Origin of the sequence: Legionella quateirensis, assembly GCF_001467955.1 — a bacterium.
Lineage (GTDB): Bacteria > Pseudomonadota > Gammaproteobacteria > Legionellales > Legionellaceae > Legionella > Legionella quateirensis.
On sequence record NZ_LNYR01000012.1, the window covers coordinates 291,539 to 315,279 of the forward strand.

The following is a 23,741-nucleotide window of genomic DNA, read 5'->3' on the forward strand; positions in this document are numbered from 1 at the left end:
GCATATTCTATAATTTAAACCAGAGATCCAACTACTTGCATTATATCTTCTTGCCCTCTTTCAAAAGACTGCAATTGTTCAAACGAATCAGTTTGAAGTTTAGAAAAAAAAGTATTGAAATAGCCATGCCTGGATTTCATTGCAACAATTAATGCAGGAATGAAGGTGAGTAGTGCAACAATACCTAAAATCCCCCTCAGAATCGGATTGATTTCATTCCAAGCCTTAATACTCCATGAGCTACGATTATTTTTAAATTCGACCGCAGCTGTTTTGATTGCAGCATTACATGCTTGTTTAAATAATGGGAAGTTAGTCGCTGTCGGATTAGCAAAAAATTGATTCCCTGCTTTTTCTAACTCTTGATTTAAAGTTGCAGCGGCTTTCCCAATTTTAACATATCGAGGATCAAAGAGTGTATTATCCTCCGTTCCTTTTGCTATAAGTTCCTTCGTTTTTATTTGAAGCGTTGCCAATAAATCGTTAAATTTTATTTGAAGATCCACAAGCTCGCGTCCAGCAACGATGTTTGGTGCACTATGGGTGCTTATATGCTGTATTATCTTGTTTTTTATACAATTAACAAACTCATCTTCTATTGCCGGATAAATCGTATCAAAAAAGGTATTTATAAACTTGGGAGTAACTATTGACCTTCTGCCACTTCTTGCAATGTGGTCCGCCTCTAATACATTTCTTACAATACCCTTTAATAGGATTTTAATTCTTGCGTCTTCCGGAAGAGTTAATACTGGACTGGGACCCATTTTAGGTGTGTACGATTTAGATGAAAAATCATACATAAATAATCTTACAGTGAAAGGTATTCCCTCGCGCTCTGAAGGCACAAAAGTTAGATTTACTGAGTCATTATCATTAATATCAAACCCTAAATAAAGTAATAATGCCAAATCATTCAATATATCTTGAAATACAATTCTATTGACAGAATTATCCATACAACCATCATCTGAATGAAAGAGTTTATATTTCGATCCAAATCTATAAAGATTTTTTGTGTCAAATACTTCAATCCCTTTTTCAAGGCTTAATGTTGAAAATGAATCAGCAAACATGCAGGGATAGTCCAGATAGCTATCACTATCTGGATCATAGATACCAATATAACCTTTATTTAACTCCTGTGCATGAAGACCTCTCTTATTCATTTCTTGTGAAATGGAGACCTCCTCATCAATGATTTGCTCCAAACGATTAATGTCGTAACAAGCCACTAAAAACACAGCCTTCCCATTTATATGATATACATGCTTTATTCCGCCTTTACCTAATAGCTCACCATTTGGAACGGGTGCGTCACTGATAAAGCGCCTTTCATCTACATATTGCGTATTAATCAAAGTTACTTTTTCATTGTGAAAACAAACGGGTAGTAAGGTATCTTCTTTACGGGAATGGTATAGTCCTCGTATTAAGTCACATTGTTTTTTAATATCGTGTATTTTCGGCATAAATCTTCCAAAACTGTATTTTTAGTGCAATCAAAGTCGAAGATTTTCGATTCAATTGAGAATCACTCAGATCAAAATAATGGCATTATAGCACAATATGATTTTTAATTGGGCAATTGGACGTACGAATAGTGTAATGAGGCATAAAAGAATGAGGCAGTAAAACCGTTACCTTTGGCGCCAAGGATGTTTAGTTCGCCTTTGCGCCTTTTCTGTAATTCAAATCAACGTTAGGCTTTTTAATAATTTAAAGAGCCTGGCAATATAAAAAGATCGTAAGTTGTATGAACGATAATCAATAAAGTTAGGAATTAAACAATCACATGTGTCTCTATTTCTTGCTTTTAACTCGCTTCATCAATCTTCGCTTTTTATTGACCTGGCGTTGAGATAATTTATTTTTTTTCTCGGCAAATGGATTCGCTCCGCCTTTAAACTCAATTTTCAAGGGAGTACCAACCAAGCCAAGATGTTTAATAAACTCATTATTTAAATAGCGCTTATAGCTGTCTGGTAATGCGTCAAGCTGATTACCATGAATAACAATTACAGGAGGGTTGTGTCCACCAATATGCGCGTAACGTAGTTTAATTCTTCTGCCACTAACACAGGGAGGTGTATGCTTGGTGCTGATATCTTGTAATAAGCGTGTTAATCTCGGGGTTGAAAATGATTGAGTAGCTGATTCATAGGCCTCATTGATGTCTTTAAATAACCCACCTACCCCACTGCCATGGAGGGCTGAAATAAACCTGATTTTAGCGAAATTAGCAAAATGTAAACGTCGGGATAATTCGTCTTTAACCCGCTCTTTATGTTCTTCGTCCAGACCATCCCATTTATTAAAAGCAATAACCAGTGCTTTACCCGATTCAATAATAAAACCAAGTAAATTCATATCCTGATCGGTAATGCCTTCTTTTGCATCCAGTAACTGCAAACATACATTCGATTCTTTGATCGCCTGCAATGTTTTAATTACAGAAAACTTCTCAATTTTTTCATCCACACGAGATTTTCTGCGGACGCCTGCAGTATCAATAAGAATATACTTCTGTTCGTCTCTTTCAAATGGTATTGAGATACTGTCACGTGTAGTACCCGGCATGTCATATACAACAACACGTTCTTCACCTAGTATTCTATTTATTAAAGTTGATTTTCCAACATTAGGCCTACCAGCGAACGCTATTTTAATAGTTTTATCCTGAGCTAAATCATCAACTTCAGGTATAGTATAAGGTGATAAAATTGTTTCTAATAAGGAACTGATACCACTTCCATGAGATGCGGAAATGGAGTGAACTTCAGTAATACCTAAAGATTGAAAATCTGAACAGGCAATGTCATCATCCAACCCTTCTGTTTTATTAACAACAAGGTGAATTTGTTTATTCAGTTTTCGTAAATTGGCTGCAATTTGTTCATCAATTCCGGTTAAACCTGAACGGCCATCTACCAGAAAAAGTACTGCGTCTGCTTCATTCAATGCAATCGCAGATTGTTTCGACATTAAACTGTCAACCGCAATATCATCGACCCCAATTCCACCGGTATCCACTACGATAAACGGCTTATTATCATGTAAAGCCTGTCCATATTGCCTGTCACGGGTCAGGCCAGGAAAATCAGCTACCAGAGCATCCTGTGTTTTAGTAAGTCTATTAAATAAAGTTGACTTACCAACATTAGGGCGTCCAACAAGAGCAATTACTGGAATCATTATTTTAACTCACAGACAGTTGATTAAGCAGTCCATTGTCTGTTAATACATACAGATTCCTTCCAGCCACCGTTGGAGAAATACTGACTCCTGCCGATAATTGAGATCGTGCCATTAATTCACCGGTTTGCGAGTCCATGAAATGCAGATAACCTGTTTTATCACCAACAACAATATCCTCACCAACGAGCACTGGTTCCGTGAGACCTCTTGCTTTTAGTGCAGTTTGCTTCCAATTAACATGACCTGTTTGTCTATCCAGAGACCAAACCACATCATTACTATCAGTAAGATATAGAGTATTGGCACTCAAGACCATATTTTTAAATACAGATCCTGGTTTTCTCCAGATGAATTGACCATCAGTCAAGGATAAAGCACCAATATATCCTTGATAGCTACCTAAATAGGCTACCTTGTCTTTAATTATAGGATCTGAATCAATATCAATTAATCGTTCAACATCGCTAGCCCCTGTTGCATAAGCAATACTTCTTTGCCATACAAGACGGCCCGTATCCAATTCCAGAGCATCCAGTTTTCCATCTGAAAACCCGATAAGTACCAGATTGTCCACAATTATCGGTGAAGAACTGGCTTTTAATACCAGACTTGGTGAACCGTGTTCTGCAGACCATAACTGCTTACCATTTAAGGCATCGAAAGCATACACTTTTCCATCAATAGTTTTTGCTATAATCTTCTTATGAGAGAGTGCTGGTGGAGATAAAATTTCTCCGGATACTTTGGTTTGCCACAACTCTTTACCATCAGCTTGATTCAATAAAGCTAAAGTAGAAGCGTTTGTACTAACAACAATAAAACCATCTGCAACAGTTGGGCCACTGAGGATTCCATGATTTAATTGAGTTGACCATATAACCTGACCATTTTTCTTATTAACAGCCTGTACTATTCCGCTGGTATCAGCAGTGTATATTACACCACCTTTGATAACAGGCTTAAGCTTTAAATACTCACTGTATTTTCGTGCCTTGCCTACTGGAGCAGTCCAGTTTTGGGATACTTTAATTTTCGGTTGAATTTCCTCAAGGTTTTTAGGCTTGGGAGTGTTATCTTTACCTAACAGATAATCATCAACCTGAGTACATCCCTGAATCATTGTGCACAGTACTAATATTAATATTTTAATTTTCATAAACCATAAACCCTATTTTCAACAGCATTAAGCAGATTGGACTTTCTTTTCATTTATATTCGTCGATTGATTTTTAATTGCTAATTCATTGGTTTTCATTTCTAAAAATAAATTACCCATACCATTTGTTTTTACTTCATCAATTGCTAAGCGATAGGCATTAATCGCTTCTTGATATTGACCAGTTGCTCCATAAATATCACCTTTTAATTCATTGATAACCGGTAAATAAGTTTCATCAACAATGGAACTGAGCTCATTTAAAGCTTTTGTGTACGATTTTTCTGCTGCCATTAAGCGAGCGATTCGAATTTTTGCGATTTGTTTTATGGCATTCATATCACTGTTGTCAGCAACCAATTGTAATTCGCTTTGGGCTTTATCCAATTTATTTTTGGTTACATAGATTTTGGCCAAAGTCATATGAGCAACATCCGCGTATACAGTATGGTCATAATCCTTTATTAATTCATTGGCGAAGGATCGAACTGATTTAATATCCTGATTAGAAAATGCCACCATCATATTTTCATATGTTATAGAGGCCTGTTGCTTTAATTTATCCTGATGCCAATGCATATATCTATACCCTGCTATGCAAAGAAGAATAAGTGATAAAAAAACAGTTACTAAATTACCGTAACGTTTCCACCATTTTTTTATAACCTCTAATTGTTCATCTTCAGTCATATACACTGACATATAGCTCTCCCGCACTCACCCAAGATAGTTGTTCAAGAATTCAATAATAGCATTTTGATCTAATGTGACCTGCTCTGTTTCAACTCGCAGATCCTTTATACTGACCTTCTCATTTGCTATTTCATCATCGCCTAAAATCAATGCTAGGCGAGCCCCGCTCTTATCTGCTTTTTTAAACTGGCTTTTAAACGAGCCACCGGTTGTATTCGTGATTATTTCAACATTTGCATAAGCATCTCGAATCGTTTCCGCCATCAAAAGACCTTTTATTGATGCTGCTTGATTTGTTGTAATAATATATAAAGATTGTTTTGGATTGTGTTGTCTCAATAGATTTAATGTTTCCATCAATAATACAATTCGCTCTATACCTAGTGCAAAACCTGCTGCTGGCGTTGAAGTTCCGCCAATTTGCTCAACCAGTATATCGTATCGCCCACCGGCACAAATTGTTGCCTGACTACCCAACTTATCGGTTACCCATTCAAATACAGTATGCCCATAGTAATCAAGACCTCTTACCAAAAATGGGTTTATGGTATAAGGTATATCCAGTGCATGCAAACCTTCCCGAAAAGTATTAAAATGATCTTTGCTCTGTTCTCCGAGAACATCAATCAGTTTTGGAGCTTTTGCAATCAATTGGTGTAATTCAGGATTTTTACTGTCCAATATACGTAATGGATTTCTATCCAGGCGTCTTTTACTGTCTTCATCCAAGTGATCAAAATTATCGCGCAAATAGTCAACAAGTATCTTCTTATAGGCTTGACGCTCCGTCAGCTCACCTAATGTATTGATTTGCAGTTCAACTTCGCGTTCAAATCCAAGCTCTCTCCAGATACGATAAGATAAGGCTATCAGTTCCACTTCAATAATGGAGCTGGGCATTCCAAACGCTTCTACACCGAATTGGGTAAATTGTCTGTATCGCCCTTTTTGAGGTCTTTCATGACGAAACATGGGCCCCATATACCAGAGTTTCTGCTGTTGATTATGTAATAAACCATGTTCCACACAGGCACGTACACATCCGGCAGTACCTTCAGGTCTTAACGTCAGGCTATCACCATTTAAATCGTTGAAAGTGTACATTTCCTTTTCAACGATATCAGTAACTTCTCCAATACTTCTTTTAAATAATTGAGTGCTTTCTATTAGTGGAAAACGAATTTCCTGATAACCATAGCGAGACAAACAGTGTACAAAAACTTGTTCAATGTGGCGCCAAATGCTTGTTCTATCAGGTAAAATGTCATTCATACCGCGGATTGCTTGAATTTTTTCAGCCACCTTCTTTCTCCAGAGGTGTCATTTGTGAGTTAGGGGTCAATAATGACTGCATTTTGGATAAATCAGTTAGTTTAAGTTCTGTCGTATTATCGTTTAAGGATAAGTTTGCAGGACTTTCTTTACTGGAAAATACAGGCTGTGTATCCCGATTTTTTTGCCACCAGACACCAACAGCTACCATTACTCCAACAGCAAATAAGATAGTCACTAATCTGATAATGTATTCCGCTTTATGAGATTCACGTTTACTTTGCCATAGAGCACGCTCAGGCTTCTTTTCGTAAGTATATTGATTATTAAATACCGCTAAAAAAGGTTCAGGAGAGACTCCTAATAATTTTGAGTAAGCTCGTAAATAACCTTTAACAAAAACCGGTTCGGGTAATAACTGAAAATCACCTGCTTCAATTAACTCGATAATCCGAACTCTTAAATGCAATTTACTGGCAACATACTCAATTGTGTAACCTTTTTGTTGACGCAGATTCGCTAGTTGTTTTCCTGGATTGTCAATCTCATTAGGATTTACATCATCCATTGTGGCTGTTGTATTCATTATTTGCTCCACTATTATCAGTAGTTGTTTCCATTTTCCTGAAATTATTTTCATATTCTGCTGCTACAGCGTAATTGCCAGTTTTAATGGCAATGTCTTTAGCTAAAGCTAAAAAATATCGATCGTTTAATACCAAATCCGGGTGGTTTTGCAAAAGACTATAAGCTTCTGCATCATGCCCCATTTTGCTTTCCAGTTTTACCAGTTCGTATAAGGATTCCTTTCTTGAAGGATCTTGATCCAAAGCATTTGTAAAATACAGTTTTGCTTTATCATTATCAGGAATAGCCAGTGCACAAAGCCCTGCATTTTCATACGCGGCAGAAGTATTAATGTACTGAACATCTTTAACTGCTTTCAGAAAATAGGTTTCAGCTTTTTGATAATCACCTTGACGACATAAAAATGTCCCATAATTATTTAATTGCGCACCGCCTCCTGAAGACAATGAGATGGCTTTTAAATAGTATTTTTTAGCTTCATCAAGTTCATTCGTCTGCTCAAAATAATAGGCCATAGCGGCATTTACATCAGCTGAATTAGGTTCTTGTTCCATTGCGGTAAGCAATTTCTTCTTGGCTCGTGGTCTATCACCCTGCTTTAAGTATCCTAATCCCAGTTGCATATTGTAACTGGCAGCCTTAGTCAGGTCGGTTTTTTTTATTTCTGGCTCAGTATTTTCATCCGCATGTTTACACGCTTGGAGAAACACGAATGTACTGATTAATAAGAACCGTAATACTATTCGCACGACAACCACTTAACGTTAGAAATGATTTCGCATTATAACCACTTACTGAGAAATTAAAAATGTTTTGTCATCTCATTTCGCATTAATTAATTCGTAGATAGGCTATTCTCATCAGTTTTACTGTTTTTAGGAATAAAATGAAGTTTTTGCCATCTCTCGGAGCGACTGGTCCTGTCTTTTACTTCACCAGCCAGTTGACCACAAGCCGCATCAATATCATCACCTCGGGTTTTACGTGTGATGGTATTGATACCGTTTTTAATTAGTCGGTCTCTAAAGGCATCAATTGTGTCCTGCGATGAGCGTTGATACTGAGTCATGGGAAATGGATTAAAGGGAATTAGATTGACTTTAGCGGGTACATCGCGAAGTAATTTGATCAACTGATTCGCATGTTCGGGCTGATCATTAATATCTTTTAACATCACGTATTCAAAAGTAACTTTTCTTCTGGGTTCGTCTTTAAAATAGCGTTTACATAAAGCCATGAGTTGCGCCAAGGGATATTTTTTGTTGATTGGAACCAATTCATTTCGTAAAGCATCATTGGGAGCATGTAACGATACAGCCAAAGCAACAGGACTCACTTCTTTTAATCGCTCCAACTCGGGCAGAACTCCTGAGGTACTTAATGTAACGCGCCGCTTGGATAATCCATAAGCAAAATCATCCATCATAATATTCATGGCAGATACGACATTATCAAAATTGAGTAAAGGTTCACCCATACCCATCATCACAACATTCGTAATTCGTTTATCATGAGCGCCTTGAGCCTGAGATAATTCTCTGGCAGCCACCCACACCTGGCCGATTATTTCAGCGGTATTCAAATTTCGATTGAAACCTTGTTTTGCAGTCGAGCAAAAAGAACAATTTAATGCACATCCTACCTGAGATGATACACACAGAGTGCCTCGATTGGACTCAGGAATATAGACAGTTTCAATGCAGTTACCGCAATCCAGTTTTAATAACCATTTATGAGTACCATCGTTGGATTTTTGGCACGCAACAATTTCAGGTAATTTTATATAGGAAAGCCGAGAAAGTTTCTCAATTAAAGCTTTCCCTATATTAGTCATTTGAGTGAAGTCAGTCAGGCCGGCCTGATGAATCCATTGAATTAATTGTTGAGCTCTAAATGGTTTTTCACCCCATTGAGTCAGTAACTCGCGTAACTGCTGATAATTATAATTCAATAAATTAACTTTTTGATCGGCCATAGTGACTCCAAAACAACCTTATCTATCACATATTTCATGGGGTTCAAAGAAAAATGCTATTTCACGGGCAGCATTTTCAGAACTGTCTGAGCCGTGGACTGCATTTGCATCGATACTGTCAGCAAAATCAGCGCGAATAGTTCCAGGAGCCGCTTCTTTAGGATTTGTTGCACCCATAAGATCACGATTTTTAATTACAGCGTTATCGCCTTTTAAAGCCTGAATCATTACTGGGCCAGAAATCATAAATTCAACGAGATCATTAAAAAAAGGTCGAGCTTTATGGATTTCATAAAATGCTTCAGCCTGAGCTCTGGACAATTGCATCATTTTTGCTGCAACTATATTTAAGCCAGCACTTTCAAAACGACTGTAAATTTGACCTATAACAGATTTAGCTACAGCGTCTGGTTTAATAATAGATAGTGTTTGTTCTATCGCCATCATGCACTCCAAGGGGTTAGTTTTAAAGTGCATTATTATACATCAATATATAGGGTTCTGGCTAATATAAATTCATCCTGAGAGTAATTGACAACAAGCCCTGCTTTTACCTGGAAAGAATAGACTTATTTTTAAACGATTCCGCCTGGTACCCTTTTTGTGATAGCACATTTTAAGGATAATGATTATTCCTTGGATTATTCTGTACTAAAATACAAACATACGTGTGATTGTTTGAATGATTATTTATCAATCAGAAGCCAAATTAGTATCAATGGGCATGCATAGTACTATAGGGTCCTACTCCATAAGAACTGAGCACATCCTCTATTGCAGAGCCCTCTGTTGCTGATTGTGATTGTCTTTTTTTCTCTTCTTTCTTTGTAAGGTTATTATATTTAGTCAACAAGGCAGAGCAATTATCATTATTAGCCGTATATGTTTCTTGAAAAAAGCGGAAAGGGCGATTTATACGCAAGATGAGAGAGCAGTTTTCATCTTCTCTATTCTGTGAAAGTGCAAGCATAATTAGGGTAGAGAGCGCTGCCATTACCCCAAAAAACCAAAACAAATTGAAAACTGCTACTGCTATTACACCACAGAATAAAAATCCTAGAGATAATGCCATGAACGGCAAGGATGTGGATATAGCTTTTGATGGAATAGAGCGGCGCTCCTGTTTGTCTAATTCTTTTGCAAACTTTTGAGCCTCCAAAAGATTGTGCAATAACTGAGGGCTCTGAATATCAGACTCAGCTATACTTTTAGCTTTTTGCAAAAGATTAATTGTAATTTGTTGTACTTCTTCAAGTGTACGCAAAGAAGATCGTTTTTTAAGCCTGGGATAAACTACCTGCACTTCATCGACAAGAAACTTTAAGCTATTATATTTAAGATTTGATAATATATTATTATCACTCTTATAATTTAGTATACTGCGATTCAATTCCTTAATTAGTGAATCAAATTGCGCTTGATTTTTGGAGTTACTCATTTTGCGGGTACCTAAAATCGATGAAAAATGGCGTATTTTATTTCACATTACAAGCTTTTAATTTGGTCTTTTTGAGTGAATTATAATCACCACTTGGTTTTTGTCAATAGAATTTATTACAAATGAATGATTGTTTCGAAACAATCAATCTAAAGACTCAACAAATGACTTAATATTCGAATACTCTTTTTTAATTCTTGCTGTATGTTAGAGAGTATTCACAATTAATTTTCTCCAATTGTTTTATCAAAATACAAAGATTCCTTGTTGATGGCATCCTGTTCTGGATTTATTTTGTACTCAGGTAATAATTTGATTAATTCAACTACGCGAAGTATGGTATCGTAAAATTGGGATCTATAGGATTTTGCCTGTTCCCCCAACACCTTGTTTTCCTGAAAAAATGAGCTGATTTGCGAATCAAAATGAGACAATATCTCCAGGATCTCCGACATATTACTAAGTATTTTATTTTTTAAATCATCGCTCAACTTAAGTTTGGTAATTTTATTAAACTCCTCCACAATCAGAAGCGTGTTACCAAGTGACGCGGCCTTTACATAATCACAATGAATAATTGCATAATTGACTGCTTTGCGTATGGTGCTTTTATTAACTTCAAATCCGCTGGAGTTTAATGTTTTATTGATAAGGGAGAGTACCGACTCAAATTTCTTTCTCCAGTCTTCTGCAATTTTTATCAGTCGTGCTTGAGAGTTGGCAATTAATTTGTTTTGTTCCTGTTGCAAATGATGAAAATCTTCACCCAAGGTCACTAACTTCTGACGCTCAGCTTCCAGCGATTCTCGAGTCAATGCGCCAGGAGAAGATTCACTTTTACCGCTTTCTCCAGATAATAAATAATCAATAAATAGTTTCTGAGCATAAATGTGATAATCTCCGGCCTGTTGAAGCACAATGCCATTCAACACATTTTTTAAGGGCATTTTTAATAATTGATGGTAGAAACTGAATGGACTTTTAATCGCACTGATTAATTCATTTTGCGGCAAGGTAATGTGATAGGTACCCAGTAATCGTTCTGCGGTTATCAAACCATAAGTTGAAAACCATTTACTCAATTGTTCGTCTTGTATTATCTCGTCCATAATTCATCCAATTTAAATTAGCTAGCGTCTGTGATATAAGGCTTATTATTTGAAATTATAGTGTATTTCAATGATGTTAAAACGATTAGATACTGATTTACAAACTTTAAATGAATTTCTGCGGGTTTCGACACCAAACTCATGGCTTCATCACGCATCAATCAATATACCTGTATTATTGGTTGATCATGCTCATTGTGAACGAAAAGCAGCCGCTACCGCGATTAATTTCATGAGCAAATATCCTGAAAAAGCCGAGTTAGTTACCATCATGTCACCCTTGGCTAGAGAGGAATTACTTCATTTTGAAAAAGTAATGCAAATTATGAAGCAAAAAGGCATTTCTTATGGTCCTTTGCAACCTTCGGATTACGCCACTAAACTTCATAAACTCATTACAAAACGAGATGGAATTGAACGCTTATGTGATCAGCTAATTATTGGCGCAATAATAGAAGCACGATCTTGTGAACGTTTCAATGCGATTATTCCTTTTTTAAATGACCTGGAACTAGCCAAATTCTATAGAACTTTAATTAAATCTGAAGCTCGCCACTTTCAGGATTACTTATACCTGGCCAATCTTTACGGCGGTTCAATTGATGAACGACTCGATCGTTTTTTAACGGTTGAGAATGAGTTTATTTTAAGCCAGGATACAGTGTTCAGGTTTCATAGCGGTATTCCTGATTAGGATTGACACGATTTATAATGAGCCTGGCTTTTAAAAAATCAGTCCTTGAGAACAACGGGAAGCAATCCACGACAGAGTTCTACTGGATATACATTCTGGATTGTTTCTCTTCGTTCACCAAAACGAATGATTCTACTGAATATTAGATAATGTTGAGAGGATTACTCAAGGTTGAGAAGAGGCGTTAACTTCCTCGGCCATAGCGATTCGAGGAGAAACCCTTAACTTATGAATACATACCCGCCTGAGCGGGTATGAAAGTGAGCGATCTAATACATACAACCGGTTACTAAATAAACTCGTCCTATGGACCACGAGGTCTGAAATCCAGTTCCGATTCACCTTTCAGGAAGTTGTCTAATCCATTGTCGGGGTCATTTTTTAATTTCTCAAAAGTATCTTTGTCTAAAGCTACGCCATGTTTATCAACAAATTTGAATTTATCGCCTGGAGTTGCCTCATAGCCTTGCTGTTCAAGCCACATCCGCACCCCTTTATCGAATAATTGATCGAGTACTGGACTGGTTTCTTGATTATTATCCGCACGGGTCAGTGGTTGTATAGATAATGTTCCGTCATCAGAACATTGAACTAAATGCTGAAGTGCTGGAAGATCTACCTCTGGATTCTTTCTAAAGAGTTCTCTTAGAATATCAGATGCAGGCAATAATACATTATCTGTTATTAAGTTACTTGCTGGAGCCCAAATAGTTTCATTAGTTGATTGATGCAGGGCTTTTGCCATGGCGCCATAAATATTCCATAATTTCATCATTGCAGAACGCCAGTCATTGTAAGCATTAACATCAGCCTCTAGTGCTTTATCAGCTTCTTTAATCGCTACTTCCCAAAGAGTTGCCTCTCTGCCAGTATGAGGATCAATAGTTGTGTGGCCTTTACGTAATTTATCCATTTCTGCAGCACGAGTGTCTGCTCTTTGCCTTTCAAGTTCCTGAAGCTCACGAGTCAGTACTTTTTGCTCTTCTTCTCTACGAATTCTAGCGAGCTCCTCGCGCATTTTATCTTCTGGTTTAGACATTACTGTACTCCTCTTGCAATTGGGGGTGGGTAAAATAGAATCCCTTTGTATTATGATAACACAATACTTGTGGCGTGTCATCCCAATCACTAAGCACAAATCGCTGCATTAGATGCATATTATTCTGATATTGAGTAAGGCCTGGCTTATGGGTATGACCATGTACTAAAATACGTACTTGATATTTTGTCATATGAGCTATTACTGATTCTGCGACAACATCCATTTCTTCCATTGGTTTATTTTGCTTATTGGAGCTGATAGTTCGAACTTTATTAACAATACGCTCGCGAAATTTTAAAGAAAGACTTAAAAACAACAGCACAAATATGGGGTTGCGAGTTAAACGTCTTAGCCTTTGATGACCTATATCTTTGGTACAATAGCGATCTCCATGGGTTAATAATATGTTCTCACCACCTAATTTAACCAGGGTTGGTTCCTGCAAAATAGTCCAGCCAGCGAGTTTAGCGAATTTTTTACCCAATAGAAAATCACGGTTGCCACACATGTAGTATATTGATATGCCTTGCAAGGTCAGTTCATATAATTGCCTGGCTATCCCTTTGCTCCATTCATTAATCGAGTCATCACCAGCCCATGCATGAAAAAAATCACCAAGAATATATATTTTTTTAACTGATACTCGCGCCCATTTTAAAAAATGATTAAAACGTTCTTGAATCGCGGAGTCTTCTGGATGTAGATGTAAATCGGATATAAAAATTGCCTCTAGCATAAGGACTCTATAACAATATGTTGATTGGACAAATAAATCTGACAAGGCCCATTGATTGGTTCTATTGCATCACTTAATCGATAAAAACCTGCTATTGATACTAATTCTGCTTCAAGGGATTGACAGAATATTCTTGCATCTAAATCACCAGATATACCGGCTAAAGCCCTTCCTCGTAGTGCTCCGTACACATGAATATTTCCATCAGACAATAATTCAGCTCCATGACTCACTGAAGATGTAACGATTAAATCAGCTCCTTTGGCTACAACTTGTTGTCCAGAACGAACGGGTGTAGTCAATAATTTGGTTTTATTCATTTCCGCGGTACTATGTTCAACAGGTTGTTCAACTAAAGGTTTATCCTGTGAAGTTGATGCATTTAGAACTGCTAAACCACTACATTGGGCGAGTGTTTCCTGCAGGGCATTTCCTCCCTGAATGGCAACTGGAATCATTCCATGCTCTCGTGCAATTTGAAATAAAGCATTCAGATCAAATTCCAACTGATTCACTGAAGACAGATCAAATACCACAGGGGTTTTTTCGAATAATTTAGGAGCTTTAACTACAGTTTCTGCAAATTGTCGTGAAAAAATATCAATATCTGTATTCATCACGTGTAAAACTGTAAAGGTATAAAGCCTTCCTTTTAATTTAAATGCTTGAGTTTTAGTTATATTTTCACTCATTTCTATGATATCCATAACTGATATTTTTGTTTATACTAGCATGTGGGAACCAATAACAGAAGGATATCAAAGTGGATAAACGATGGTTTGAACAATATCAAAATGGCGTGCCCCATGAAATTGACCCCAGTCAATATTTATCCCTAGTATCTTTATTTAAAGAATCATGTAGCCTTTATGCCAATCGTACAGCATATACAAATCTGGGCAGTGACATTACTTATGCCCAATTGGACCACTTGACCAGGGATTTCGCGGCATACCTGCAACAACTGGGTCTACAAAAAGGCGCCCGTATTGCTATAATGATGCCTAACTTGCTTCAATATCCTGTAGCATTATTTGGAATTTTGCGCGCGGGTTTTGTTGTGGTAAATACCAACCCACTTTATACAACGGATGAAGTGATTCACCAGATGAATGATTCTGGAGCAGAAGTAGTTATCGTTCTTGCCAATTTTGCAAAAACTATAGAAAAAGCCTTGCCTTCAATGAATTCAGTCAAACATGTGATTGTTACTCAAATTGGCGATCTGTTCCCAACCTTTAAACGATTAATCGTTAATTTTGTTGTGAAACATATTAAAAAACTCGTTCCTGCGTACAAAATTCCTCACGCAGTCGCATTTAACTACGCCTTACTCGAAGGCAAGCAAGCAACATTGCATCATATTGATTTAAATCATGAAGATATCGCATTCCTTCAATATACAGGAGGTACAACAGGAGTTGCAAAAGGGGCAATGCTGACACACGGAAACCTGGTAGCCAACGTATTGCAAGCTTATTCCTGGATTGCGCCTCTCGGTATTTCGGATAATGACATCATTGTTACAGCCCTCCCTCTTTATCATATATTTTCATTAACAGCGAATTGTCTGACCTTTATGAAAGTTGGTGCCAAAAACATACTTATTACCAATCCTAGAGATGTAAGTCATTTTATTGATGAAATTAAAAACTCCGGTTTTACAGCATTTACAGGTGTTAATACTTTATATAACTCACTGTTAAATCACCCCAAATTTAAAGAAATTGATTTCAGCAAACTTAAGCTGGCCTTATCTGGGGGAATGGCGCTTCAAAAAAGCGTATCACTTCGATGGGCAGAAATGACTAAAACACGAGTATTAGAGGCTTATGGTTTAACAGAAACAAGCCCGGCTGCAACGATGAATCCAATGTATATGGACGGATATAATGGCAGCATCGGTTTGCCATTGCCCTCAACAGATGTATCAATCCGCGATGATAATGGCAAGGAAGTTCCAATAGGCACAAGTGGTGAGTTATGCATCAAAGGGCCACAGGTTATGCCTGGATACTGGAAGCGTCCCGATGAAACTGCTCTGGTTTTCACTAAAGATGGTTTTTTAAAAACAGGTGATATTGCCAGAATGGATGAAGAAGGATTTATTTATCTGGTTGACAGGAAAAAAGATATGATTGTAGTCTCCGGCTTCAATGTATATCCCAATGAAGTCGAACAAGTCATTGGCATGCATCCAGGGGTATTGGAAATTGGCGTTGTTGGAGTTGTTGATGAAGAATCAGGTGAACGGGTAAAAGCCTGCATAGTCAAAAAAGATCCCAATTTGACAGCGGAACAAATAATCGCTCATTGCAGAGAACATTTAACCGCTTATAAAGTGCCAAAGATAGTCGAGTTTTTTAATGAACTACCCAAAACGAATGTTGGCAAAATAATGCGAAGATCTTTAAAAGAAGGATCAATTGAAGCTGATGCACCACAAAATAAAAAACCAATAGTCACTGCTTAAAGTATTCTTACATTAATAGACATATTCAATCGGGGCCTAGTTTGCCCCGGTTAATTTATTCAGGATTATCCCATTGAAAATACTTCGAATAAAGTCGAATGAACGTGCCGTCATCCTCCATCTGCAAAATAATTTGATTGATACGATTTATTAATTCGCGATTATTTAAATTGGTCATAACCGCATAACCTGCCCCTACAGGTTTTTTACCACCTATTAGTTTGTAAATGCCGGGATTTGTAGCAATCCAATATTTAGCTGACTCATAATCCAATATAAATGCATCAATTTCATTGTTCTGTAACCCAACAAACATGTCATTAATCAGAGGATAAGTTACAATTGTATTGTTTCTATAATCAGAACGTACTTGATCCCCATAGGGAGTTCCTTTCCTTACCCCTATTCTTTTTCCATAAAGATCATCTGGAGTGTTAATTGTAGAATTATCATTAGAAGTAATGTATTGCGAACAACTCTCCAAATAAGGAACACTGAATAAAAACTGTTTTGTTCTTGATTTGGTTATAATCATTGATGATATCACTAAATCAACTTCTTTATTCTTAGTTGCGCTGAAGAGATCATTAAATGTGTAGGCTTTAAATTTACAGGTCAAATTTAATCTTTTGCAAATTTCCACCATTAAATCAATATCATATCCATAATAGGCAGATTCTTGACTGGCCCATGTTTCAAATGGTGGATTAAATTTGGAAGAACCAATGGTTATGGATTGGGAATAACAGAATAAAGATGAGATACACAATATAAATAAAACGAATGATTTCATAAGTTTTACCTTGAATAATCAGCATTAATCACACCATAAGCATGGTATAAATTTCTATTTTTGTACAATTATTTGGAATCAATAACCAATTGTTTCATGATTCGGGCTGTAGCCCCCCAAATATAATCAGTATTTGTTATAAATTCGCATGTCGTAAATTGAACACCATATCGCTCAACAGTAATTTCCTTATAATTTCGGGCAGTATGGACTAAAGACATAGGAATGGTGATAAGCCCTGTTACTTCATCAAAATTTAAAACATAGGGCTCTATGGATTCAATCTGACCTAACCATGGATGTATGATAATACCGGACAGAGTACGTTCATCATTTAGCTCTTTAACCAGAGTAACGCGGTCCCTTCTTATCCCAAGCTCTTCATGGAGCTCCCTTAATGCAGTATTTGAAAAATTTTGGTCATTCTCTTCCCATAAGCCACCTGGAAAACTGATTTCGCCGGGATGATTTCTTAACTGTTCGCTTCGTTTTGTTAGAATTAATGAATCAGTAGAAAGGTCATGCAAAACAATTACAGCTGAGTGTGTGGTCTCATTTTTTGAGAATTTATTTAAGTCCATTAATTATCGCTGCAATTTTAGTATAACATTCAAGATATTCATCTTCGCATTTGGAGTCAATAAGAATCCCGCCTCCGGCTGCTAAATGTAGAATATTATTTTTTGCGGTGATGGTACGAATAGCAATATTGGTATCGAATCGACCATGACTTGAGAAATAGCCTATGCTGCCGCAATAAATACCTCGAGCATAGGGTTCTTGCTCATTAATTATGTTCATTGCTTCCAATTTTGGAGCGCCAGTTATTGATCCCCCAGGAAAGCATGAAAGAAAAATATCAAATGGATTCAAGTGATCCATGCAGGTAGCTTCGATGTCACTAACCAGATGATGTACGGAATTATAACTTTGTACTTCACAAAGATTAGTAACCTTCACTGAACCCGGCTTCGCAATTTTTCCCAAATCATTACGCATCAGATCGACTATCATCACATTTTCCGCACGATTTTTTTCACAGGAAATCAGTTGATTTTTCAATTCCTCGTCAATATTAGGATCAATCGAACGAGCAATAGTGCCTTTTATTGGGGATGCTAGAATAGTCCCCTGATTATATTGGAGAAATCGCTCGGGTGAAAAACTAAGAATATCTGCTTCTTTGTTCCTTATAAAGGCAGAAAATGGAACTGGGTTTTTATTGGTAATCGTTCTATAAATTTCCCAGGAATCGCCTGAAAAATCGGCATGAAATGGTTGGGTCAAATTGACCTGATATGTTCTCCCTTCGTTCAAGTAGCTATTTATTGCAGAAAAAGAATGTTGATAATCCTCTTTTGAAACCAGCGGAATGAACTCACTGTTTAATTTAAAAAGATGTGATTTAATTGGCGGTTCGTTCCATATTTGAATGATTTCTTCAATTAGATTTTTTGTAGATGTATGACGATTGGCCGCGAATAATGTGACCTTTCTCAAATGATGATCCGTAATAATCGCCCAATCATAAAGTCCCATATCTATAAGAGGCATGTCTGACAGAGACTCTTGAGGCTTGGTTTTGATACCGTACAGCTGGGCTCCAAAATCATAAGAAATATACCCAATTGCTCCACCTTGAAAGGGAAGATCATCGATTGATTGATGGTTTAACAAAAGTTCACGTAATTTATCTTGAGAGGAATATTTTGACGCTTGATCAGCCCAGAAGACTACACGATCGTAGGGATAGGCACTTAAAATATCATAGCGTCCACGTGTTTTGTCGGAGCTTTCGAGCAGTACAAATCCAGGTAAATCACAGAACTTTTTATATGAATCTTGTAAAAAAAGATGGTAATTTAGTTCCAATGACGTGAAATTACTCAAAATAACCCCTATTAATACTATTTTTTTTGAATATATCTTTACATAAAAGTCAATAAATTGTACAGTGTTGTTTTTCATAAACCCTGATTTTATAAGCCCTATGCTCATTTATTTCAATAATATTACTTATCAAACAAAACCCATCTTATGGTCATTCCCAGACGGATCAATTTCAGCTGAATGTGTTTATAAAATTGCGGGCGAAAAAGATCCCATCGAGCACCAACTAATCAATGTTGCTTTAGCGGGAATCGTGGGCATAGAAATTAGAGACGGTAGAGCAACTGTATCTAATGTACAAGAGTTTCGAATTCGTCATCCCTTTAATATAGTGCTTCCGCTCGATGATCCAGGACAACATCAAATATGTCCAAGCTCAATCAGAGGTACTACATTTTATAGAGCAGGGTCGGACCAAAATCTTCCCATGTCCTCATCATCCAGCACATCGCCCAGTACATCGCCCAGAGCAGATTTAGCACCTCCACCACCACCAAGAACGCCTAGAGTTCGATTTGCACTGACATTTACGTCACTACTGGCACCATTCTCAGGCGAAACACTTGTATATGATGCTGATGCAGAACCGAATATACTTGCTAATAATGAAAGCAATCTAAAAAAACTATCAACACTTGGCGTACATTCTATCGGTTCAGTCAATCTGACCATACAAGTTATAAAAAATATAAATCTGTATTTTCTGCGCCAACACCAAATCAGCATGGCGAAGAACCTTTTTGATAATGAACTGATACCTTCGATTCAAGAATTTCAAAATGGCAGGCCTCTGCCTAAGTTTGTATCAGAATATTTTGCACAGGCTGTACGAAATATCATGGTTAATACCAGTTACAACAGTAAAGATACTGCTTTTGAAACCAATTTCATTAAGGAAGGCATACCGATCCCTATTAAATCCAACTATGAAGTTCGTGCTGTTTATGCAAGAGAAATGTTATCTTCTTTATTATTTTTTATTGATAAATCAGCCAGTTCAGAAACGGGTAACCCTGAATTAGATCTATGGCTTCAAGAATTTAAGGCACATATACATCTTGATGACGAAACAGTAAGAGAACGTTCACTTCGTCCAAAGAATTGGGAACTAATTAATAAGACGTTTGCGTCTCTGGAACAATCAATTATTTGCTCTGGTTTGATGGATCATGATTATAAACAACTTCAATTGAATGATATTGTTATTAATGGACAAGTAGACTTTAACCTGCTTGTAACAGCGATAAGGTCAATGCATGAAGGCAAATCCACACTTCATTACGCGCTTGACAAGCTTGATAGAGAATATAAATTACCCGAAGATTCTGTAATATCTCTTCCCCCTGTTTTAAAGCCATTGTCGATGATTATCTATTCCTGGTATCAAACAGCAATGACTCAATCAACTAAAGCAAAATTAAAAGAACAGGGTATTAATGAGTTGGTTGCAGATACTATCAGATTAATTCAACCTTTATTTCTTGAATCGACTAATGGAGACACTCGCACTCCTTCAGCAAAATATATATCCCATACAATCAGACCTAATGACACCGATATGTATATTAGCTCCGCATGGAAAATGGCATTAGACAAGAAATTTATCGATAAAACGCAACACTATGGCAAAAGTCGAAAAGACAGCGTGAAACCTGACAAATTGAAACAAGAGATTATTCATGTAATTAAGGATGTATTAGCGGAGCAATTGGCTTTATTAAATAACGAGGATGAACAATCTCTAAATCAGGCCTCATCCTCCAATTCAACTTCATATTCACTCTAAAGTCTTAAATTCTGATTCACATCAAGAACTTTATCATCTTTATATCGTTGATTGATCTCCAAAAAACGGCACCATGCCGGTTTCAGGAGATCTCTCACTTCGTTCGAGATGACGTATCCTTACTCTAACGCACTGTCCGTCATCCTGAACGCAGTGTAGTATCTCCAAGTGCCGGCACCATGCCAGTTTCAGGAGATCCCTTACTTCGTTAGAGATGACGTCTCCTTACTCTAACGCACTATTCGTCATCCTGAACGCAGTGAAGGATCTCCAAGTGCCGGCACCATGCCAGTTTCAGGAGATCCCTTACTTCGTTCGAGATGACGTCTCCTTACTCTAACGCACTATCCGTCATCCTGAACGCCGTGAAGGATCTCCAAAAGCTCGCACCATGCCAGTTTCAGGAGATCTCTCACTTCGTTCGAGATGACGTATCCTTACTCTAACGCACTATCCGTCATCCTGAACGCCGTGAAGGATCTCCAAATGCTCGCACCATGCCAGTTTCAAGAGATCTCTCACTTCGTTCGAGATGACGTATCCTTACTCTAACGCACTGTCCGTCATCCTGAACGCAGTGAAGGATCTCCAAGTGCCGGCACCATGCCAGTTTCAGGAGATCTCTCACTTCGTTCGAGATAACGTCTCCTTACTCTAACGCACTGTCCGTCATCCTGAACGCCGTGAAGGATCTCCAAAAGCTCGCACCATGCCGGATTCAGGAGAGTTCTCATTTCGTTCGAGATGACGTCACCTGGACTTATTAGGAAGTTACTTAATTTCAATTTAATTCACTGGTTTTTAAATCAATTTGTGAGTATTCTATGGCAACGCGTTGTTGACAAGGAGCCATGTAATGACAACAGTTGCTCAATTTGATATTACTTTCACGCAGTTTTTGAATGAGCAAGGTGAGTTAGTAGGTAAACTACCCTCCTTTGCAGAAGATCATTCCGCTTTAAAAGATTTATACAGAACAATGGTACTTACCCGTACTTTTGATAAAAAAGCAATTGCCTTACAAAGAACTGGCAAAATGGGAACCTATGCTCCTATTAATGGTCAGGAAGCTATTTCAACGGCAATTGGCCATGCAATGAAACCCGATGATGTCTTCGTCCCCTATTATCGTGATTATGCCGCTCAGTTACAGCGTGGTGTAAAAATGTCCGAAATTCTTGCCTTTTGGGGTGGAGATGAGCGTGGTAGTAATTTTTCCGGCAATTCCCAGGACTTACCTATCTGTGTACCTATAGCCTCTCAATGCCTTCATGCTGCAGGAGTTGCCTTTGCTTTTAAATATCGAAATCAGAATCGTGTTGCTGTCGTCTGTATTGGTGAAGGCGGTACTTCTGAAGGTGACTTTTATGAAGCAATGAATGTAGCTGGTACATGGAATTTACCCGTTGTTTTTGTAGTAAATAATAACCAATGGGCCATTTCAGTTCCTCGTGACAAACAGACAAGTACTCAAACAATTGCCCAAAAAGCCATTGCTGCTGGATTTAAAGGGGTACAGATCGATGGCAATGATGTGCTCGCAACGCGCCAAATCATCGGTGAAGCCATTGAAAAAGCGCGCCGCGGGGAAGGTCCTACTTTAATTGAAGCATTAACATACCGTCTTTGTGATCACACTACTGCTGATGATGCGACACGATATCAACCTTCAGAAGAAGTGGAGCATGCTAAACCTAAAGAACCCATAGCCCGATTCAAACATTTTCTGATGGCGCAGAAACTATGGTCTTCAGATGAAGAGGAACAATTAGTTATGGAATGTTCCGAAAAGGTAGAACAAGCAGTTGATGAATATTTAAGTACTGCCCCTCAATCTATAGGCAGTATTTTCGATTATCACTATGCAGAGTTACCTGAATATCTTGTGGAACAACGCGCAATAGCCATGGAGGAAGCAGGTCATGCCTGATATAACCTTAATTGAAGCAGTAACTCAGGCTCTGGCTTATGAGTTAGCCCATGATGAAAACGTCGTCGTATTTGGTGAAGACGTGGGTAAAAACGGTGGTGTGTTCCGTGCGACCGTTGGTTTACAAGAACGTTTTGGAGAGAAACGAGTTTTTGATACTCCTCTTGCAGAATCCATGATAGCCGGTTTGGCCATAGGAATGTCCATCCAGGGATTAAAACCTGTAGCAGAGTTTCAATTTATGGGTTTTATATATCCTGCGATGAATCAAATCATTTCTCATGCTGCTCGTATGCGAAACAGAACTCGTGGACGATTGCATTGTCCACTGGTATACCGAGCACCATTTGGCGGTGGTATTAGAGCACCCGAACATCATTCTGAAAGTACAGAAGCTTTATTCGCTCACATTCCTGGTTTACAAGTGGTTATTCCCTCATCTCCAAAACGTGCTTATGGATTATTGCTGGCTGCAATGCGAAACCCTGATCCCGTTATTTTTCTTGAGCCAAAACGGATCTATCGTTTAGTCAAACAACCTGTCGCAGATGATGGACAGGCATTACCAATTGGAAAGTGTTTTACATTGCAGCAAGGTGATGATCTAACTTTGATCAGCTGGGGTGCCAGTATGCACGAAACTCTGCAAGCAGCGAAACAATTAAGCGATGAAGGCATTTCCTGTGACGTGATTGATGTGGCGACAATCAAACCATTAGATATTGAGACCATAATAGCTTCAGTAGAAAAAACAGGACGTTGTGTTATTGTCCATGAGGGAGCTAAAACATGTGGAGTTGGAGCTGAGATATCAGCTCAAATTATGGAACAGTGTATGGCTGATCTTCTTGCCCCGGTTCAGCGGGTCACTGGTTATGATACCGTTATGCCTTACTTCCAGCTTGAAAAACAGTACATACCAAGTGTTACACGCATTAAAAACAGTGTTATGAGCATAATGGAGTGAT

At 37.8% G+C, this 23,741-nt stretch carries 22 protein-coding genes; 5 read left to right on the top strand and 17 right to left on the bottom strand.

Going from position 1 to position 23,741, the window contains the following annotated elements; translation table 11 throughout:
- Nucleotides 1-14: 14 nt before the first annotated feature.
- The 11 genes from Lqua_RS05895 to Lqua_RS05945 form a co-directional block, all read right to left on the bottom strand.
- A complete protein-coding gene (locus tag Lqua_RS05895) occupies nt 15-1,472 on the bottom strand; it encodes a hypothetical protein (RefSeq protein WP_058473357.1) in 1,458 nt (485 codons plus the stop codon).
- A gap of 331 nt (nt 1,473-1,803) precedes the next feature.
- On the bottom strand, nt 1,804-3,195 hold the full coding sequence (der, locus tag Lqua_RS05900) for a ribosome biogenesis GTPase Der (protein WP_058473358.1): 1,392 nt from the start codon (nt 3,193-3,195) through the stop codon (nt 1,804-1,806).
- 4 nt (nt 3,196-3,199) lie between these two features.
- Nucleotides 3,200-4,354 (bottom strand): outer membrane protein assembly factor BamB, encoded by a 1,155-nt coding sequence (gene bamB, locus Lqua_RS05905; protein ID WP_058473359.1) that lies wholly within the window; start codon nt 4,352-4,354, stop codon nt 3,200-3,202.
- Between the two features lie 27 nt (nt 4,355-4,381).
- Nucleotides 4,382-5,056, bottom strand: a complete 675-nt coding sequence (locus Lqua_RS05910; protein WP_058473360.1) for a YfgM family protein — start codon at nt 5,054-5,056, stop codon at nt 4,382-4,384.
- Nucleotides 5,057-5,071: 15 nt separating this feature from the next.
- A complete protein-coding gene (hisS, locus tag Lqua_RS05915; RefSeq protein ID WP_058473361.1) occupies nt 5,072-6,349 on the bottom strand; it encodes a histidine--tRNA ligase in 1,278 nt (425 codons plus the stop codon).
- Nucleotides 6,342-6,905 carry a helix-turn-helix domain-containing protein gene (locus Lqua_RS05920; RefSeq protein WP_058473362.1) on the bottom strand — a complete coding sequence of 188 codons (564 nt, stop codon included), beginning with the start codon at nt 6,903-6,905 and terminating at the stop codon, nt 6,342-6,344. Before Lqua_RS05920 ends, hisS begins: the two co-directional genes overlap by 8 nt.
- On the bottom strand, nt 6,880-7,650 hold the full coding sequence (gene pilW / locus Lqua_RS05925; RefSeq protein ID WP_162264391.1) for a type IV pilus biogenesis/stability protein PilW: 771 nt from the start codon (nt 7,648-7,650) through the stop codon (nt 6,880-6,882). The genes Lqua_RS05920 and pilW overlap by 26 nt, the downstream gene beginning before the upstream one ends.
- A 92-nt stretch (nt 7,651-7,742) precedes the next feature.
- Complete coding sequence (gene rlmN / locus Lqua_RS05930) at nt 7,743-8,882, bottom strand: dual-specificity RNA methyltransferase RlmN (RefSeq protein WP_058473364.1); 1,140 nt, start codon at nt 8,880-8,882, stop codon at nt 7,743-7,745.
- An 18-nt stretch (nt 8,883-8,900) separates the two neighbouring features.
- Complete coding sequence (ndk, locus tag Lqua_RS05935; protein WP_058473365.1) at nt 8,901-9,326, bottom strand: nucleoside-diphosphate kinase; 426 nt, start codon at nt 9,324-9,326, stop codon at nt 8,901-8,903.
- 271 nt (nt 9,327-9,597) lie between these two features.
- On the bottom strand, nt 9,598-10,320 hold the full coding sequence (locus tag Lqua_RS05940) for a hypothetical protein (protein ID WP_058473366.1): 723 nt from the start codon (nt 10,318-10,320) through the stop codon (nt 9,598-9,600).
- 224 nt (nt 10,321-10,544) lie between these two features.
- Nucleotides 10,545-11,429: a hypothetical protein gene (locus Lqua_RS05945; RefSeq protein ID WP_058473367.1), complete on the bottom strand. Its 885-nt coding sequence runs from the start codon at nt 11,427-11,429 to the stop codon at nt 10,545-10,547.
- A gap of 73 nt (nt 11,430-11,502) precedes the next feature.
- On the opposite strand from Lqua_RS05945, the gene Lqua_RS05950 reads away from it, so the two are divergent.
- On the top strand, nt 11,503-12,123 hold the full coding sequence (locus Lqua_RS05950) for a MiaE family protein (protein ID WP_058473761.1): 621 nt from the start codon (nt 11,503-11,505) through the stop codon (nt 12,121-12,123).
- 304 nt (nt 12,124-12,427) lie between these two features.
- Here the strand turns inward: Lqua_RS05950 and Lqua_RS05955 are convergent, their stop codons facing one another.
- The 3 genes from Lqua_RS05955 to minC are packed head-to-tail and all read right to left on the bottom strand — an operon-like array spanning nt 12,428 to nt 14,593.
- Nucleotides 12,428-13,162 carry a hypothetical protein gene (locus Lqua_RS05955; protein WP_058473368.1) on the bottom strand — a complete coding sequence of 245 codons (735 nt, stop codon included), beginning with the start codon at nt 13,160-13,162 and terminating at the stop codon, nt 12,428-12,430.
- Nucleotides 13,155-13,901, bottom strand: coding sequence for a UDP-2,3-diacylglucosamine diphosphatase (locus tag Lqua_RS05960; RefSeq protein ID WP_058473369.1), 747 nt, complete (start codon nt 13,899-13,901; stop codon nt 13,155-13,157). Before Lqua_RS05960 ends, Lqua_RS05955 begins: the two co-directional genes overlap by 8 nt.
- The gene (minC, locus tag Lqua_RS05965; protein WP_058473370.1) at nt 13,895-14,593 is read right to left on the bottom strand and encodes a septum site-determining protein MinC; all 699 of its coding nucleotides are present in this window, start codon (nt 14,591-14,593) and stop codon (nt 13,895-13,897) included. Before minC ends, Lqua_RS05960 begins: the two co-directional genes overlap by 7 nt.
- A 71-nt stretch (nt 14,594-14,664) precedes the next feature.
- Here minC and Lqua_RS05970 point away from each other — a divergent pair, with 71 nt between their 5' ends.
- Nucleotides 14,665-16,374 carry an AMP-binding protein gene (locus Lqua_RS05970; protein WP_058473371.1) on the top strand — a complete coding sequence of 570 codons (1,710 nt, stop codon included), beginning with the start codon at nt 14,665-14,667 and terminating at the stop codon, nt 16,372-16,374.
- 55 nt (nt 16,375-16,429) lie between these two features.
- Here the strand turns inward: Lqua_RS05970 and Lqua_RS05975 are convergent, their stop codons facing one another.
- The 3 genes from Lqua_RS05975 to pabB all read right to left on the bottom strand — a co-directional run bounded on the left by Lqua_RS05975 (nt 16,430) and on the right by pabB (nt 19,057).
- A complete protein-coding gene (locus Lqua_RS05975; protein WP_058473372.1) occupies nt 16,430-17,167 on the bottom strand; it encodes a transporter substrate-binding domain-containing protein in 738 nt (245 codons plus the stop codon).
- A 68-nt stretch (nt 17,168-17,235) separates the two neighbouring features.
- Nucleotides 17,236-17,748, bottom strand: a complete 513-nt coding sequence (locus Lqua_RS05980) for an NUDIX hydrolase (protein ID WP_058473373.1) — start codon at nt 17,746-17,748, stop codon at nt 17,236-17,238.
- The gene (gene pabB / locus Lqua_RS05985) at nt 17,735-19,057 is read right to left on the bottom strand and encodes an aminodeoxychorismate synthase component I (protein WP_058473762.1); all 1,323 of its coding nucleotides are present in this window, start codon (nt 19,055-19,057) and stop codon (nt 17,735-17,737) included. The genes Lqua_RS05980 and pabB overlap by 14 nt, the downstream gene beginning before the upstream one ends.
- Before the next feature lie 100 nt (nt 19,058-19,157).
- Here pabB and Lqua_RS05990 point away from each other — a divergent pair, with 100 nt between their 5' ends.
- From Lqua_RS05990 to Lqua_RS06000, 3 genes are all read left to right on the top strand, one after another.
- Nucleotides 19,158-20,843 (top strand): hypothetical protein, encoded by a 1,686-nt coding sequence (locus Lqua_RS05990; RefSeq protein ID WP_115148724.1) that lies wholly within the window; start codon nt 19,158-19,160, stop codon nt 20,841-20,843.
- 856 nt (nt 20,844-21,699) lie between these two features.
- Entirely contained in the window at nt 21,700-22,773 is a 1,074-nt protein-coding gene (gene pdhA / locus Lqua_RS05995) for a pyruvate dehydrogenase (acetyl-transferring) E1 component subunit alpha (RefSeq protein WP_058473375.1), read from the top strand.
- On the top strand, nt 22,766-23,740 hold the full coding sequence (locus Lqua_RS06000; RefSeq protein ID WP_058473376.1) for an alpha-ketoacid dehydrogenase subunit beta: 975 nt from the start codon (nt 22,766-22,768) through the stop codon (nt 23,738-23,740). The genes pdhA and Lqua_RS06000 overlap by 8 nt, the downstream gene beginning before the upstream one ends.
- The last annotated feature ends 1 nt before the right edge of the window (nt 23,741 follow it).